The sequence below is a fragment of the Serratia sp. 1D1416 genome (genome assembly GCF_003641105.1).
GTDB lineage: Bacteria > Pseudomonadota > Gammaproteobacteria > Enterobacterales > Enterobacteriaceae > Serratia > Serratia ficaria.
Map to the genome: position 1 here is coordinate 2247448 of NZ_CP032738.1, position 14666 is coordinate 2262113.

Annotated in this window: 11 protein-coding genes; 7 read left to right on the forward strand and 4 right to left on the reverse strand. The window is 59.6% G+C overall.

Annotation, left to right across the window (positions count from 1 at the left end):
- Positions 1-46: 46 nt before the first annotated feature.
- From sgrT to D7I37_RS10630, 3 genes are all read left to right on the forward strand, one after another.
- Positions 47-223 carry a glucose uptake inhibitor SgrT gene (sgrT, locus tag D7I37_RS10620; RefSeq protein ID WP_083950329.1) on the forward strand — a complete coding sequence of 59 codons (177 nt, stop codon included), beginning with the start codon at positions 47-49 and terminating at the stop codon, positions 221-223.
- Positions 224-396: 173 nt separating this feature from the next.
- Positions 397-1596, forward strand: a complete 1200-nt coding sequence (locus D7I37_RS10625; RefSeq protein ID WP_061794944.1) for an MFS transporter — start codon at positions 397-399, stop codon at positions 1594-1596.
- A 141-nt stretch (positions 1597-1737) separates the two neighbouring features.
- Positions 1738-3210, forward strand: coding sequence for a DASS family sodium-coupled anion symporter (locus D7I37_RS10630; protein WP_129543659.1), 1473 nt, complete (start codon positions 1738-1740; stop codon positions 3208-3210).
- A 136-nt stretch (positions 3211-3346) separates the two neighbouring features.
- Here D7I37_RS10630 and leuD read toward each other — a convergent pair whose 3' ends face one another.
- From leuD to leuA, 4 genes are read right to left on the reverse strand one after another with little or no spacing between them, the layout of a single operon-like run.
- A complete protein-coding gene (leuD, locus tag D7I37_RS10635; protein WP_061794946.1) occupies positions 3347-3949 on the reverse strand; it encodes a 3-isopropylmalate dehydratase small subunit in 603 nt (200 codons plus the stop codon).
- Between the two features lie 9 nt (positions 3950-3958).
- Positions 3959-5359, reverse strand: coding sequence for a 3-isopropylmalate dehydratase large subunit (gene leuC, locus D7I37_RS10640; protein ID WP_061794947.1), 1401 nt, complete (start codon positions 5357-5359; stop codon positions 3959-3961).
- Position 5360: 1 nt separating this feature from the next.
- Positions 5361-6452, reverse strand: coding sequence for a 3-isopropylmalate dehydrogenase (leuB, locus tag D7I37_RS10645; RefSeq protein WP_061794948.1), 1092 nt, complete (start codon positions 6450-6452; stop codon positions 5361-5363).
- 2 nt (positions 6453-6454) lie between these two features.
- Complete coding sequence (gene leuA / locus D7I37_RS10650; protein WP_129543660.1) at positions 6455-8029, reverse strand: 2-isopropylmalate synthase; 1575 nt, start codon at positions 8027-8029, stop codon at positions 6455-6457.
- A gap of 865 nt (positions 8030-8894) precedes the next feature.
- Here leuA and leuO point away from each other — a divergent pair.
- The 4 genes from leuO (at position 8895) to ilvN (ending at position 14642) form a co-directional block, all read left to right on the forward strand.
- Entirely contained in the window at positions 8895-9842 is a 948-nt protein-coding gene (gene leuO, locus D7I37_RS10660; RefSeq protein WP_061794950.1) for a transcriptional regulator LeuO, read from the forward strand.
- A 463-nt stretch (positions 9843-10305) separates the two neighbouring features.
- Complete coding sequence (locus D7I37_RS10665; protein WP_095095731.1) at positions 10306-12114, forward strand: long-chain fatty acid--CoA ligase; 1809 nt, start codon at positions 10306-10308, stop codon at positions 12112-12114.
- A gap of 315 nt (positions 12115-12429) precedes the next feature.
- Positions 12430-14148, forward strand: coding sequence for an acetolactate synthase 3 large subunit (gene ilvI / locus D7I37_RS10670; RefSeq protein ID WP_061794952.1), 1719 nt, complete (start codon positions 12430-12432; stop codon positions 14146-14148).
- Positions 14149-14150: 2 nt separating this feature from the next.
- Positions 14151-14642: an acetolactate synthase small subunit gene (gene ilvN / locus D7I37_RS10675; protein WP_004950121.1), complete on the forward strand. Its 492-nt coding sequence runs from the start codon at positions 14151-14153 to the stop codon at positions 14640-14642.
- The last annotated feature ends 24 nt before the right edge of the window (positions 14643-14666 follow it).

The window sequence follows — 14666 nt, forward strand, 5'->3', positions numbered from 1 at the left end:
CCCTATATTACGCCGATAATTTTCCTCAATGAAAGGGGGAGGGCGAATGATGAAAGCTTTCTTGTCAAAACAGTTCTATCAGCGCTATTTCAGCGCGGTGCGCCGCCAGCACGCCGACTGGCTGGGCCTGGTGCCTGAGCAGGCGCGGCTGGAGATGCTGGCCCACCTGACCCAGTGGAATATCAAGGAAATGACCGAAAAGCAGTACCGCGAACATCTTTGAACGACGCTGCGGCTTGAAATAGGCAGGGCAAAAGAGTTTCTGAGTAATGGTGCAATTTCACCAGCCAGTGGGGCAACCCACTGGTTTTTTTATCGTCGGCAACGCCATCTCCTTGCAATTTCCAGCGCGTAGCCTAAGGTTTTCACTTCTGCTTTAGGGTCAGGGACGAAGATATGCAACACCTGAGCTGGCTGTCACGACGTTTTAATCCCATTTTTGCCGCTTTCCTGCTGATCGCCTTTCTTTCGGGCATCGCCGGCGCCTTGCTGGCGCCGACGCTGAGCCTGTTTCTCACCACCGAGGTGCAGGTGCGGCCGCTGTGGGTCGGTTTGTTCTATACCGCCAACGCCGTCGCCGGCATTGCCGTCAGCTTCCTGCTGGCCAAGCGTTCCGACACCCGCGGCGATCGCCGCATGCTGATCCTGCTGTGCTGCCTGATGGCGGTCGGCAACTGCCTGCTGTTCGCCTTCAACCGCGACTACCTGACGTTGATCACCGCCGGGGTGCTGATGTCGGCGGTCGCCAACACCGCCATGCCGCAGATTTTCGCACTGGCGCGCGAATACGCCGACAGCGAAGCGCGCGAGGTGGTGATGTTCAGTTCGGTGATGCGCGCGCAGCTGTCGCTGGCCTGGGTGGTGGGCCCGCCGCTGTCCTTCGCGCTGGCGTTGAGCTACGGCTTCACGGCGATGTTCCTGATCGCCGCCGCCACCTTTGCCCTGTGTACGCTGTTGGTGTGGTTCACCCTGCCGTCGGTGCCGCGTGCACAAGAGGCGGGCGATAGTTTGCAGGGCGGCGCCTCCGCGCCGATCGCGCCCGCCAGCGCCTGGCGCAACCGCGACGTGCGGCTGCTGTTTATCGCCTCGATGCTGATGTGGACCTGCAACACCATGTACATCATCGACATGCCGCTGTACATCACCGCCGATCTCGGCCTGCCGGAGAGCCTGGCGGGGCTGCTGATGGGTACCGCCGCCGGGCTGGAGATCCCGGCGATGCTGCTGGCCGGTTATTACGTCAAACGCTTCGGCAAGCGCAACATGATGCTGTTCGCGGTCGCGGCGGGCGTGCTGTTTTACCTCGGGCTGGTGGTGTTCAAGGTCAAGCTGGCGCTGATCGCGCTGCAGCTGCTCAACGCCGTTTTTATCGGCATTATCGCCGGTATCGGCATGCTCTATTTCCAGGACCTGATGCCGGGGCGGCCGGGCGCCGCCACCACGCTGTTCACCAACAGCATTTCCACCGGGGTGATCCTGGCCGGGGTGCTGCAGGGGGCGCTGGTGGAAAACCTGGGGCACTACGCGGTTTACTGGCTGGCGGCGCTGCTGGCGGTGGCGGCGCTGTGGATCAGCGCCCGGGTGCGCGAAGTGTGAGATCGAACGCCGTCATTATTGACGCAAGTCATTGAGAAGCTTAAGCCACACGCCCAAGCTAAACGGACACAGAGCGCGATCGCCGCGTTCTCGCCCATCTTGCCGTTGAGATGCCGATCCGTTTAGAAAAGTGGGTACGTTATGGATAAACTGACACCGCTCAAGCCCGTTCCTTCCCTGTGCGCCGTCGCCGCCACGCTGATCGTCTGGTTCTTCATTCCGGTGCCGGAAGGCGTGGCGCCCAATGCCTGGCAGCTGCTGGCGCTGTTTATCGGCACCATCATCGCCATCATCGGCAAGGCGATGCCGATCGGCGCCGTTGCGATGATCGCCATCGCGCTGGTGGCGGTGACCGGCGTAACCCACCCCGGCAAGCCGGGCGCGGCGCTGGACGATGCGCTCAGCGGCTTCTCCAACCCGCTGATCTGGCTGATCGGCTTTTCTATCATGATCTCCCTCAGCCTGAACAAAACCGGCCTGGGGGCACGCATCGGTTACTATTTCATTTCGCTGTTCGGCAAAAAAACGCTGGGCATCGCCTATGCGCTGACGCTGGCGGAAACCACCCTGGCGCCGGTGACCCCCAGCAACACCGCGCGCGGCGGCGGCATTATTCACCCGATCATGAAGTCGATCGCCGACAGCTTCGGCTCCAGGCCCGAGCTGAATACCTCCGGCAAAATCGGCCGCTATCTGTCGCTGGTCAACTACAACATCAACCCGGTCACCTCGGCGATGTTTATTACCGCCACCGCGCCTAACCCGCTGATCGTCAGCCTGATCGCCAAAGGCACTCAGGGCAGCTTCGAGCTTTCCTGGTCGATGTGGGCGGTGGCCGCGCTGGTGCCCGGGCTGTGTTCACTGATCGTCATGCCGCTGGTGATTTACCTGCTGTATCCGCCGGAGGTGAAAAGCACCCCGGATGCGCCGCGTTTCGCCCGCGAGAAACTGCAGGCGCTGGGGCCGGTGACGCTGCCGGAGAAAATCACCCTGGCGGTGTTCGCGCTGCTGTTGGTGCTGTGGGCCGGCATTCCGGCGATGATCTTCGGGCCGGCGCTGGCGGTGCATCCGACCACCGCGGCGCTGATTGGCCTGGCGGCGCTGCTGGCCACCGGCGTGTTGAGCTGGGAAGACGTGCTGAAACACAAAGGGGCCTGGGACACCGTGGTGTGGTTCTCGGCGCTGGTGATGATGGCCAGCTTCCTCGGCAAGCTGGGCTTGATCGGCTGGCTGTCGCAGACCGTGGGCGGCGGCATCGCGCATATTGGCATGAGCTGGGTCGGCGGCACCGTGCTGCTCACCATTATTTATCTGTATTCTCACTACTTCTTCGCCAGCACCACCGCGCACGTTACCGCGATGTTCGCCGCCTTCTTCGCCGCCGGGATAGCGCTTGGCGCGCCGCCGGCGCTGCTGGGGCTGATTCTGGCGTTCTCTTCTTCGCTGATGATGTCGCTGACCCACTACGGCACCGGCACCGCGCCGATTATCTTCGGTTCCGGCTATGTGACGCTGGGCGAGTGGTGGAAGGCGGGGCTGGTGATGAGCGTAATCAACCTGCTGATCTGGATGCTGATCGGCGGGGCATGGTGGAAGTGGTTGGGTTACTGGTGATACCCGTCATACTTGAAACTGCCGCCGTGTTGGCTGCGTAAGTGCACCCCTGTCACTTAGTACACTAAGCTCCAGGGGATTTACTTACTTGCCGCCTTGCCGCAATTCCAATTATTTATAGGGTATACGCCGATGATCAGTTCAGAAACGCCGGCTGCTGCGCTTCGTAGCGGGAGATGTCCGCTTCGTGCTGCAGCGTCAGGCCGATGCTGTCCAGCCCGTTGATCATGCAGTGGCGGCGGAAGCTGTCGATCTCGAACGGGTAGCTCTTGCCGCCGGCGTTGACGGTCTGGTTTTCCAGATCGACCACGAATTCGACGCCTTCGCGCTCCGCCACCAGCTTGAACAGCTCATCGACCTGCTGTTCGCTCAGGGTGACCGGCAGCAGCTGGTTGTTGAACGAGTTGCCGTAGAAGATATCGGCGAAGCTCGGTGCAATCACCACCTTGAAACCGTAGTCGGTCAGCGCCCAGGGCGCGTGCTCGCGCGAAGAGCCGCAGCCGAAGTTTTCCCGCGCCAGCAGGATGCTGGCCCCTTTGTAGCGCGGTTTGTTCAGCACGAATTCCGGGTTCGGTTGCTGGCCGGCGTCGTCGAGGAAACGCCAGTCGTTGAACAGGTGCTGGCCGAAACCGGTGCGGGTCACCTTCTGCAAAAACTGTTTGGGAATGATGGCGTCGGTGTCGACGTTTGCCGCATCCAAGGGCACCACTAAACCGGTATGTTGAGTAAATTTAGCCACGGTAGCCCCTTAGTGAATATCACGAATATCGGCGAAATGGCCGGCAACGGCGGCCGCGGCGGCCATTGCCGGGCTGACCAGGTGGGTGCGCCCACCGCGGCCCTGACGCCCTTCGAAGTTACGGTTGCTGGTGGATGCGCAGCGCTCGCCCGGGTTCAGGCGGTCGTTGTTCATCGCCAGGCACATCGAGCAGCCCGGCAAACGCCATTCGAAACCGGCTTCGATAAAGATTTTGTCCAGCCCTTCGGCTTCCGCCTGCGCCTTCACCGGGCCGGAGCCCGGTACCACGATCGCCTGCACGCCGCTGGCGACCTTGCGGCCCTTGGCGATCGCCGCCGCCGCACGCAGGTCTTCGATGCGCGAGTTGGTGCAGGAGCCGATAAACACTTTATCGATCGGCACCTCGGTCAGTTTGATGCCCGGTTTCAGATCCATATACGCCAGCGCCTTTTCGGCCGAGGCGCGCTCGACCGGATCGCTGAACGATTCCGGCGCCGGGATCGCCTGATTGACGGCGATCACCTGGCCGGGGTTGGTACCCCAGGTAACCTGCGGCGCGATGTCTTCGGCGCGCAGCGTGACCACGGCGTCGAATTTGGCGTCGTCGTCGGACTTCAGCGTGCGCCAGTATTCTACCGCCTGCTCCCAGTTGCTGCCGGTCGGCGCAAACTGGCGGCCCTTCAGGTAATCGAAGGTGGTGTCGTCCGGCGCCACCAGGCCCGCCTTGGCGCCCATTTCGATCGCCATGTTGCACAACGTCATGCGGCCTTCCATGCTCAGCGCTTCAATGGCTTTGCCGCAGAACTCCACCACGTGGCCGGTGCCGCCGGCGCTGCCGGTTTTGCCGATCACCGCCAGCACGATGTCCTTGGCGGTGATGCCTTCGGCGGCGTCGCCGGTCACTTCAATCTTCATGGTCTTGGCGCGGCCCTGCTTCAGGGTCTGGGTGGCCAGCACGTGCTCCACTTCGGAGGTGCCGATGCCGAACGCCAGCGAGCCGAACGCGCCGTGGGTGGCGGTGTGCGAGTCGCCGCAGACGATGGTCATGCCCGGCAGCGTCATGCCCTGCTCGGGGCCGATCACGTGCACGATGCCCTGGAACGGGTGGTTCAAATCGTACAGCGAGACGCCGAACTCCGCGCAGTTCTTGATCAGCTCCTGCATCTGGATGCGCGCCATCTCGCCGCTGGCGTTGATGTCTTTGGTCTGGGTCGAGACGTTGTGATCCATGGTGGCGAAGGTCTTGCCCGGCTGGCGCACCTTGCGGCCCATGGCGCGCAGGCCGTCGAACGCCTGCGGCGAAGTGACTTCGTGCACCAGATGGCGGTCGATATACAGCAGCGGCGTTTCGTTCGGCGCTTCGTAGACCACGTGGGCATCGTACAGCTTCTGATATAAGGTTTTGGCCATGTTATGCCCCCTGAGCTACAAAGCGGGCGATGATGTCGCCCATTTCATCGGTGCTGATGGCTTTGCCTTCACCGGCCAGATCGGCGGTGCGGTAGCCCTGTTCCAGCGCCTGGTTGATGGCGCGCTCGACGGCGTCGGCCGCCTCGAAGGCACCCAGGCTGTAACGCAGCAGCAGGGTGGCGGACAGGATCTGGGCCACCGGGTTGGCGATGCCTTTGCCTGCGATGTCCGGCGCGGAGCCGCCCGCCGGCTCATACAGGCCGAAGCCTTGTTCGTTCAGGCTGGCGGAAGGCAGCATGCCCATCGAGCCGGTGATCATCGCGCACTCGTCGGACAGGATGTCGCCGAACAGGTTGGAGCACAGCAGCACGTCGAACTGGGACGGATCCTTAATCAGCTGCATGGTGGCGTTGTCGATGTACATGTGCGACAGCGACACGTCCGGATAGTCTTTGGCGACCTGATTGACCACTTCGCGCCACAGGATGGAGCTTTGCAGCACGTTGGCCTTGTCGATAGAGGTGACCTTGTTGCGGCGCTTGCGGGCGGATTCGAAGGCGATGCGCGCGATGCGTTCAATTTCGAAACGGTGATAGACCTCGGTATCGAAGGCGCGCTCCTGCATGCCCTGGCCTTCGCGGCCCTTCGGCTGGCCGAAGTAGATGCCGCCGGTCAGCTCCCGCACGCACAGGATATCGAAGCCGCGGGCGGCGATATCGGCGCGCAGCGGGCAGAACTCCTCCAGCCCCTGATACAGACGGGCGGGGCGCAGGTTGCTGAACAGTTTGAAGTGCTTGCGCAGCGGCAGCAGGGCGCCGCGTTCAGGCTGCTCGGCCGGCGGCAGGTGCTCCCATTTCGGGCCGCCCACCGAGCCGAACAGGATCGCATCCGCCTGCTCGCAGCCGGCCAGGGTCGCCGGCGGCAGCGGGCTGCCGTGGCGGTCGATGGCGATGCCGCCGACGTCGTATTCTGCGGTGGTGATGCGGATGTCAAAACGCTGACGCACCGCGTCCAACACCTTGTGCGCCTGGGCCATTACTTCCGGGCCGATTCCGTCTCCGGGCAAGACGGCAATATGGTAAGTCTTCGTCATGTTCACACCGTTTCCTGATTATTTTGATGTTTGCTTTGCTGCAAGCGCTGCTTTTCTTTTTCTACCTGCTGTGAGCGCCAAATATTATTCAATACGTGAACCATCGCCTTGGCGGAAGATTCGACGATGTCGGTCGCCAGGCCCACGCCGTGGAAGCGGCGGCCGTTATAGGACACCACGATGTCGACCTGGCCCAGCGCGTCGCGGCCCTGACCTTTGGCGGTCAGCTGGTATTTCACCAGTTCGATCGGGTAGCCGGTAATGCGGTTGATCGCCTGGTAGACCGCATCGACCGGGCCGTTGCCGGTGGCGGCTTCGGCTTTTTCTTCGCCGCCGCAGACCAATTTCACCGAGGCGGTGGCCATAATGCTGCTGCCGGACTGCACGCTGAAGTAATCCAGGCCGAAATGCTCCGGCTCTTCCTGCTGCTTGTTGATGAAGGCCAGGGCTTCCAGGTCATAATCGAATACCTGGCCCTTTTTGTCGGCCAGCTTCAGGAAGGCGGCGTACAGGGTATCCAGGTTGTAGTCCTGCTCCTGGTAGCCCATCTCTTCCATGCGATGTTTCACCGCCGCGCGGCCGGAGCGCGAGGTCAGGTTCAGCTGCACGTCTTTCAGGCCGATCGACTGCGGGGTCATGATTTCGTAGTTTTCGCGGTTCTTCAGCACGCCGTCCTGGTGAATGCCGGAGGAGTGGGCGAAGGCGTTGGAGCCGACGATGGCCTTGTTGGCCGGAATGGGCATGTTGCACAGCTGGCTGACGATTTGGCTGGTGCGGAAGATTTCCTGGTGATTGATGTTGGTGTGCACGTTCATGATGTCCTGGCGCACTTTAATCGCCATGATCACCTCTTCCAACGAGCAGTTGCCGGCGCGTTCGCCGATGCCGTTCAGGGTGCCTTCGACCTGGCGTGCGCCCGCCTGCACCGCGGCGATGGAGTTGCCGACCGCCATGCCCAGATCGTCGTGGCAGTGGACGGAAATAATGGCTTTGTCGATGTTTGGCACCCGGTCATACAGGGTAGTGATGATGCCGCCAAACTGGTTCGGCGTGGTGTAGCCGACGGTGTCCGGGATGTTGATGGTGGTGGCGCCGGCGTTGATGGCGGCTTCGACCACCCGGCACAGGTTGTCGATCGGCGTGCGGCCGGCGTCTTCACAGGAGAACTCCACGTCGTCGGTGAAGTTGCGGGCGCGTTTGACCGAGCGCACCGCCATCTCCAGCACTTCGTCGAACGAACGCTTCAGTTTCGATTCGATGTGCAGGGTCGAAGTGGCCAGGAAAACGTGGATGCGGAAGGCTTCGGCGACGCGCAGCGCTTCGGCGGCCACGTCGATGTCTTTATCGACGCAGCGGGCCAACCCGCAGACGCGGCTGTTCTTGATTTGGCGGGCGATGGTCTGCACGGATTCGAAGTCACCCGGCGAGGAGACCGGGAAGCCGACCTCCATCACGTCGACGCCCATTCTTTCCAGCGCCATCGCGATCTGAATCTTTTCTTTTACGCTCAGGCTGGCCTGCAGCGCCTGTTCACCGTCACGCAGCGTGGTATCGAAAATAATGACTTGTTGGCTCATCGGGGCGTTCCTTATCGTGTTGATTTCACGCTAAGCGGGTAAAAAAAAACCCGCGCAGTAGCGCGGGTTTCTTATGGATGATGGGCTGAGTCAGCTCTGAACTCCGTCCACCAGCATACCGCGCAAACAAGATGCGTTAAGTAGTAGGCCTAGTAGACGGTGAGTACGGATCATGAGGGTTCAGCTTCTCTTAAATTTGTGTCGTTGCCTAATTTGATACTTTATTGGCCTGGCGATGTCAACACCTGATTGAATGCACGGGTAATTCGCCGCGGGCAAATTGGCGCCGGATGAAAGCAGAGGATAGTTCGGTGAAAAAGCGATGGGTCAGCGTAAAAGAAGGGGGCGGTTTGCGCGCTGCTTAGCATAAACGAATCGAATATATACGGCGGCAATTGCTTCTACTTCTAATTGGGTTAAAATTTATGGGAGGCAATAAGTGGCATCGACTGCGGAGAATGAGAGGCTTTTTATTGTTTTAGCAAATGCTTTAATGAAAATGCATGTGTTTTATTTATTGCTTTGAGAATAAAACCCTCCGTCGCGGTGTGTTTACATAAATTATTGATGGGTTTTAAGTAGTTTGATGGTTCATGATGTGTTTTTATAGTTTGTCTTATAAGACGAGGCCGATTTTAGCGCCTCATGATTATTGCTACCTATTTATTAGTATGACATTGGCTGAGCCTCTCTCGGTTGAATGAGCGGCCTCTGCCGTGCGCCCTGTATTCGTGTTATGGCATGACATTTATCAACTGAATTGAAGGGTGATGGTTGTGTCGTGTGTGAATAAATCAATGCGGCTTATCATTGTTTCTTCTGCATAGGGATTGGATTAACTACACAGGATAGAGTGGAGTGAGATATGGCTGAATATGATTCAGAAGTGATCAGGGTTAAAGAACCGTCGGATATTCATTTGCGCAGCGTCGATCTTAATTTGTTGACCGTTTTCGATTCGGTCATGCAAATGCAGAATATTACGCGGGCCGCCAATTCGCTGGGGATGTCGCAGCCGGCGGTGAGCAACGCCGTCGCGCGTCTGAAGGTGATGTTTAACGACGAACTGTTCGTGCGCTGCGGGCGCGGGATCCAACCCACCATGCGCGCCAGACAGCTGTTTGGGCCGGTGCGCCAGGCGCTGCAGCTGGTGCAAAATGAACTGCCCGGGGCAGAATTCGAACCGCTGAACAGCACGCGTGTTTTCTCGCTGTCGCTGTGCAGCCCGCTCGATTTACGCCTGGGCGCAAACATAATAAATCATCTAAAACAGATAGCGCCTCTGCTGAATTTGCAAATGAAGTCATATATTAACCATAACATCGAGCATCAATTGCGTTATCAGAACGTGGAATTCGTCATCGGCTACAGTCGTTTTGACTCGGAGGAGTTTCGCAATGTGGCATTATTTGACGATGAGTTAGTGCTGGCGGCGGCGCAGGAACATCCGCGAATCGCCGACCGCGTTACGCGGGATCAGGTTTTAACGGAACGGCATGCGGTCGTTTCCCTGGAGAGTTTCGGATCGTTCAGCAAACCTTACTATACCGATGAATTTATGCAGCGCGCCGTTATCCAGCAGTGCACCGATTTATACAGCGTATTGAATATGGTTTCCCTCACGGAGATGATCGCCATTGCTCCGGCCTGGCTGGTGCGTCAGCTGGCGACGTCGCTGAAAATAAAAGCGTTGCCTTTATGGCCGGAAGAAAATAAGGCGACCTGCTATCTGACCTGGCATGATTCTTCTGAACGAGATAAAGGGCATCAATGGATGAAGGCCGTATTGTCCGAGGCGGGCGCCTATAAATAAACCGCCGTTTGCTTATAAACAAGGCGTGACAATAACCATGACGATGGAGGAGGGGGCGCGAAAAGGTAAGAACTATCTGTATTTTTATTAAGATATTTCTTGGGGAAAGGGCGGGGGTTTAATTGTTTTTCGTCATGCGATGATGAATTTATGAAAAACAATTAATATGAAGTTATATTCTGATTATTTGATTTTTACTGGTGTTTTTATCTGTCGTCAGGTCCGGCCCGCGGGGGCCGCCTTTTGTCGCCGGCATAAAACCTTTTGGCCGCCCCTTTGTCCAAGCGGTGGGTGCGGTGAAGTTAGCCTGAGTTTTAGCTCACACTTCTACGCTGAAATACCTTTTCCCGCTGCCGGAGAGTAGGTAGACTGCGCGAAAAAAAGTAAACACCTGTAAGCTGAGATGCGGGGTAAGGCCCCTGCGCAAGGTTAACTGTTTGATTCATTTCAGGCTTAGAGCGCTATGATCAATAATCTGCTGCACTACCATCTGACTCATCGTATACAGCACCATGTCTCCCACCGTGCCGATCGCACAGCTTTTCGCCAATGGTCTCCTCAGGGGGAGACGCAACTGACCTGGAAGCAGGCCGACGTTCGCATCACCCGCATCGCCAGCGCCTTGTTGGCGTTGGGCGCCGAGGTGCAGGAGCGCATCGCGATATTCGCCAACAACAGCATGGCCTGGTCGCTGGCCGACCTGGCCATTTTGCAGCTGCGCGCGGTCAGCGTGCCGCTGTACGCCACCAACACGCCGGCCCAGGCCGCCTTTATCATTAATGACGCCGATATTCGCATCCTGTTCGTCGGCGAACAGGCGCAGCTGGATGCGGCGATAGCCCTGCGCGGCGTGTGTCCGCAGCTGAGCCACATCATCGTGTTTGATGACGCGGCCGATCTGCGCGGCTGCGAAATCGCCCGCCCTTTGAGCGCCTTCGAGCGGGCAGCCGAACCGGCGGCCTATGAAGCGCAGCGGCGGCAGCGCATCGCCGATTGCGACCTGCAGGATCTCCTTACGCTGATTTACACCTCCGGCACCACCGGGGAGCCCAAGGGCGTGATGCTGGACTATCGCAACCTGGCGGCGCAGCTCTCGCTGCACGATGAGCGGCTGACGGTCAATGAGGAAGACGTTTCACTCAGCTTCCTGCCGCTGTCGCACGTATTCGAACGCGCCTGGAGCTTCTTCATCATGCATTCAGGCGCGCAAAACGTGTATTTGCCGAATACCGACTGGGTACGCGAGGCGATGGCGCAGGTGCGCCCGACGCTGATGTGCGCGGTACCGCGCTTCTACGAAAAGATCTTCAGCGCGGTGCAGGAAAAGGTGGCGCGCGCGCCCTGGCTGCGCCGCGCTCTGTTCCATTGGGCGATGGTCTGCGGCGAACGCAAGTTCCTGCAGGAGCGCGCCGGTAAGCCGTTGGGCAAGCTGTTTGCGCTTTCTCACCGCTGGGCCGATAAGCTGGTGCTGAGCAAGCTGCGCGGCATTCTCGGCGGGCGGGTGCGATTTCTGCCCGCGGCGGGCGCCAAGCTGGACGACAACGTGATCCTGTTTTTCCAGGCGATGGGCGTCAACATCAAATACGGCTACGGCATGACCGAAACCTGCGCCACCGTGTCCTGCTGGGAAGAGGGCAACTTCCGTTTCGGCTCGATCGGCAAGCCCTTGCCGGGCGTGGAAGTGCGCATTGGCGAGGAGAGCGAGATCCAGCTGCGCGGGCCGATCGTCATGCGCGGCTATTTCAACAAGCCGTTGGAAACCGCCGCCGCCTTCACCGGCGACGGCTGGCTGAAGACCGGCGACGCCGGCGCGCTCGATGAGGAGGGCAACCTGTTCATTACCGAACGGCTGAAAGACCTGATGAAAACCTCCGGCGGCAAGTATATCGCGCCGCAGATGCTGGAGGGCACGCTGGCGCAGGATCGCTTTATCGAACAGGTGGCGATCATCGCCGACGCGCGCAAGTTTGTTTCCGCCCTGATCGTGCCCTGTTTCGAATCCCTGGAAGAATACGCCAAGTCGGTCAATTTGAAATATCATGATCGGCTGGATCTGCTGCGCCACAGCCATATTATCGAGATGTTCGAAAATCGCCTGCGCGACATGCAAAAAGAGCTGGCGCGTTTCGAGCAGGTGAAAAAGTTTACCCTGCTGCCGGCGGCCTTTTCGATGGAGCTGGGCGAGCTGACGCCGACCCTGAAGCTGCGCCGCAGGGTGATCCTGCAACGCTACCGGCGAGAAATCGATTCGATGTACCGGGAGCAGGCCTGAAACCGCCACCGGGCAGCCTGCCCGGCGAAAAAATCGGCAGATTTTCCGCCTGATATAGTTCTGTAATTCCCCACCGGTTTGAAACAATGCCTAGCCTGATAGCCACGGGGCTAGTGCATTGTTTTTATAAAGCGCCAATCTCCAGCCGCTTGGCAATAACCCTGGCATCTTTAAGCCATTTTGCCGTTTGCCTGCCCCATATTCTGACGTTATGTTAATCAGTTATAGTCAATCCATAAAAACGTTGGGGCATTAGCCGCAGCAGGCGCCACGTTCCGGCGCCCGACAAGAATAAGCAAGCCTGGAGGCAAAACCATGGAGATGTTGTCAGGAGCCGAGATGGTCGTTCGATCGTTGATCGATCAGGGCGTTAAGCATGTATTCGGCTATCCGGGCGGGGCGGTACTCGATATCTACGACGCCCTGCATACGGTGGGGGGAATCGATCATATTCTGGTGCGCCACGAGCAGGGGGCGGTGCACATGGCCGACGGTTATGCGCGCGCCACCGGCGAGGTCGGCGTGGTGCTGGTCACCTCCGGCCCCGGCGCCACCAATGCCATCACCGGCATCGCCACCGCCTATATGGACTCCATTCCGATGGTGGTGCTGTCGGGCCAGGTTCCCAGCTCGCTGATTGGCTACGACGCCTTTCAGGAGTGCGACATGGTGGGCATCTCGCGCCCGGTAGTGAAACACAGCTTTCTGGTGAAACGCACCGAAGACATTCCCGGGGTGCTGAAAAAAGCGTTCTATCTGGCGTCGACCGGCCGGCCAGGCCCGGTGGTGATCGACCTGCCGAAAGACATCGTCGGTCCGGCGGTCAGGCTGCCTTACGCCTATCCGCAGGACGTGAGCATGCGTTCCTATAACCCGACTGTCCAGGGGCATCGCGGGCAGATCAAGCGCGCGCTGCAAACCATTTTGGCGGCCAAGCGGCCGGTGATGTACGTCGGCGGCGGGGCGATCAACGCGGCCTGCGACGGCGAACTGCTGGCGCTGGCGGAGAAACTGAACCTGCCGGTCACCTGCACCCTGATGGGGTTGGGCGCTTTCCCCGGCACCCATCGCCAGAGCGTCGGCATGCTGGGCATGCACGGCACCTATGAAGCCAACAAGACCATGCACCACTCCGACGTGATCTTCGCCGTCGGCGTGCGCTTCGATGACCGCACCACCAACAATCTGGCCAAGTACTGCCCGGACGCCACCGTGCTGCACATCGATATCGATCCGACCTCGATCTCCAAAACGGTGGATGCCGACATCCCGATCGTCGGCGACGCCAAACAGGTACTGTCCCAGATGCTGGAGCTGCTGGCGCAGGACGACAAGGCGCAGGACTTCGATGCGCTGCGCGACTGGTGGCAGTCTATCGAACAGTGGCGGGCGCGCGACTGCCTGGGCTATGACAAACACAGCGGCACCATCAAGCCGCAGGCGGTGATTGAAACGCTGCATCGCCTGACCAAGGGGGACGCGTATGTGACCTCCGACGTGGGCCAACACCAGATGTTCGCCGCGCTTTACTACCCGTTCGACAAACCGCGCCGCTGGATCAACTCCGGCGGCCTCGGCACCATGGGCTTCGGCCTGCCGGCGGCGCTGGGCGTCAAGCTGGCGCTGCCGGAGGAAACCGTGGTCTGCGTGACCGGCGACGGCAGTATTCAGATGAATATCCAGGAACTGTCCACCGCGCTGCAGTACAACCTGCCGGTGGTGGTGGTGAATCTGAACAACCGCTATCTGGGCATGGTGAAACAGTGGCAGGACATGATCTACTCCGGCCGCCACTCGCAATCCTATATGGATTCGCTGCCGGACTTCGTCAAGCTGGCGGAGGCTTACGGCCATGTCGGCATCGCCATTCGCACCCCGGATGAGCTGGAAAGCAAGCTGGCGCAGGCGCTGGCCGAGAAAGAACGCTTGGTGTTCGTCGACGTGACCGTCGATGAGACCGAACATGTTTATCCAATGCAGATCCGCGGTGGAAGCATGGACGAGATGTGGTTAAGCAAAACGGAGAGGACCTGATCATGCGCCGTATTTTATCTGTCTTGTTGGAAAACGAATCCGGCGCGTTATCGCGCGTGGTCGGGCTGTTCTCCCAGCGCGGCTACAACATTGAAAGCCTGACGGTGGCCCCGACCGACGATCCGACGCTGTCGCGCATGACCATCCAGACCGTCGGCGACGAGAAGGTGCTGGAGCAGATCGAAAAGCAGCTGCACAAGCTGGTGGACGTGCTGCGCGTCAGCGAACTGGTGCAGGGCGCCCACGTCGAACGCGAAATCATGCTGGTGAAGCTGCAGGCCAGCGGCTACGGCCGCGAAGAGGTGAAGCGCTGCGCCGATATTTTCCGCGGCCAGATCGTTGACGTCACCGCGACGCTGTATACCGTTCAGCTGGCGGGCACCAGCGACAAGCTGGACGCCTTCCTGAACGCGGTGCGCGAAGTGGCGGAGATCGTGGAAGTGGCGCGCTCCGGCGTGGTCGGCGTGTCGCGCGGCGACAAAATCATGCGCTGAAGTTCGGATTGGTATAATTTAAGG

Bases quoted from the DNA above. Each gene is read 5' to 3' on its own strand.
- sgrT (WP_083950329.1), top strand. From the start codon at position 47: ATGATGAAAGCTTTCTTGTCAAAACAGTTCTATCAGCGCTATTTCAGC.
- D7I37_RS10625 (WP_061794944.1), top strand. From the start codon at position 397: ATGCAACACCTGAGCTGGCTGTCACGACGTTTTAATCCCATTTTTGCC.
- D7I37_RS10630 (WP_129543659.1), top strand. From the start codon at position 1,738: ATGGATAAACTGACACCGCTCAAGCCCGTTCCTTCCCTGTGCGCCGTC.
- leuC (WP_061794947.1), bottom strand. From the start codon at position 5,359: ATGGCCAAAACCTTATATCAGAAGCTGTACGATGCCCACGTGGTCTAC.
- leuB (WP_061794948.1), bottom strand. From the start codon at position 6,452: ATGACGAAGACTTACCATATTGCCGTCTTGCCCGGAGACGGAATCGGC.
- leuA (WP_129543660.1), bottom strand. From the start codon at position 8,029: ATGAGCCAACAAGTCATTATTTTCGATACCACGCTGCGTGACGGTGAA.
- leuO (WP_061794950.1), top strand. From the start codon at position 8,895: ATGGCTGAATATGATTCAGAAGTGATCAGGGTTAAAGAACCGTCGGAT.
- D7I37_RS10665 (WP_095095731.1), top strand. From the start codon at position 10,306: ATGATCAATAATCTGCTGCACTACCATCTGACTCATCGTATACAGCAC.
- ilvI (WP_061794952.1), top strand. From the start codon at position 12,430: ATGGAGATGTTGTCAGGAGCCGAGATGGTCGTTCGATCGTTGATCGAT.
- ilvN (WP_004950121.1), top strand. From the start codon at position 14,151: ATGCGCCGTATTTTATCTGTCTTGTTGGAAAACGAATCCGGCGCGTTA.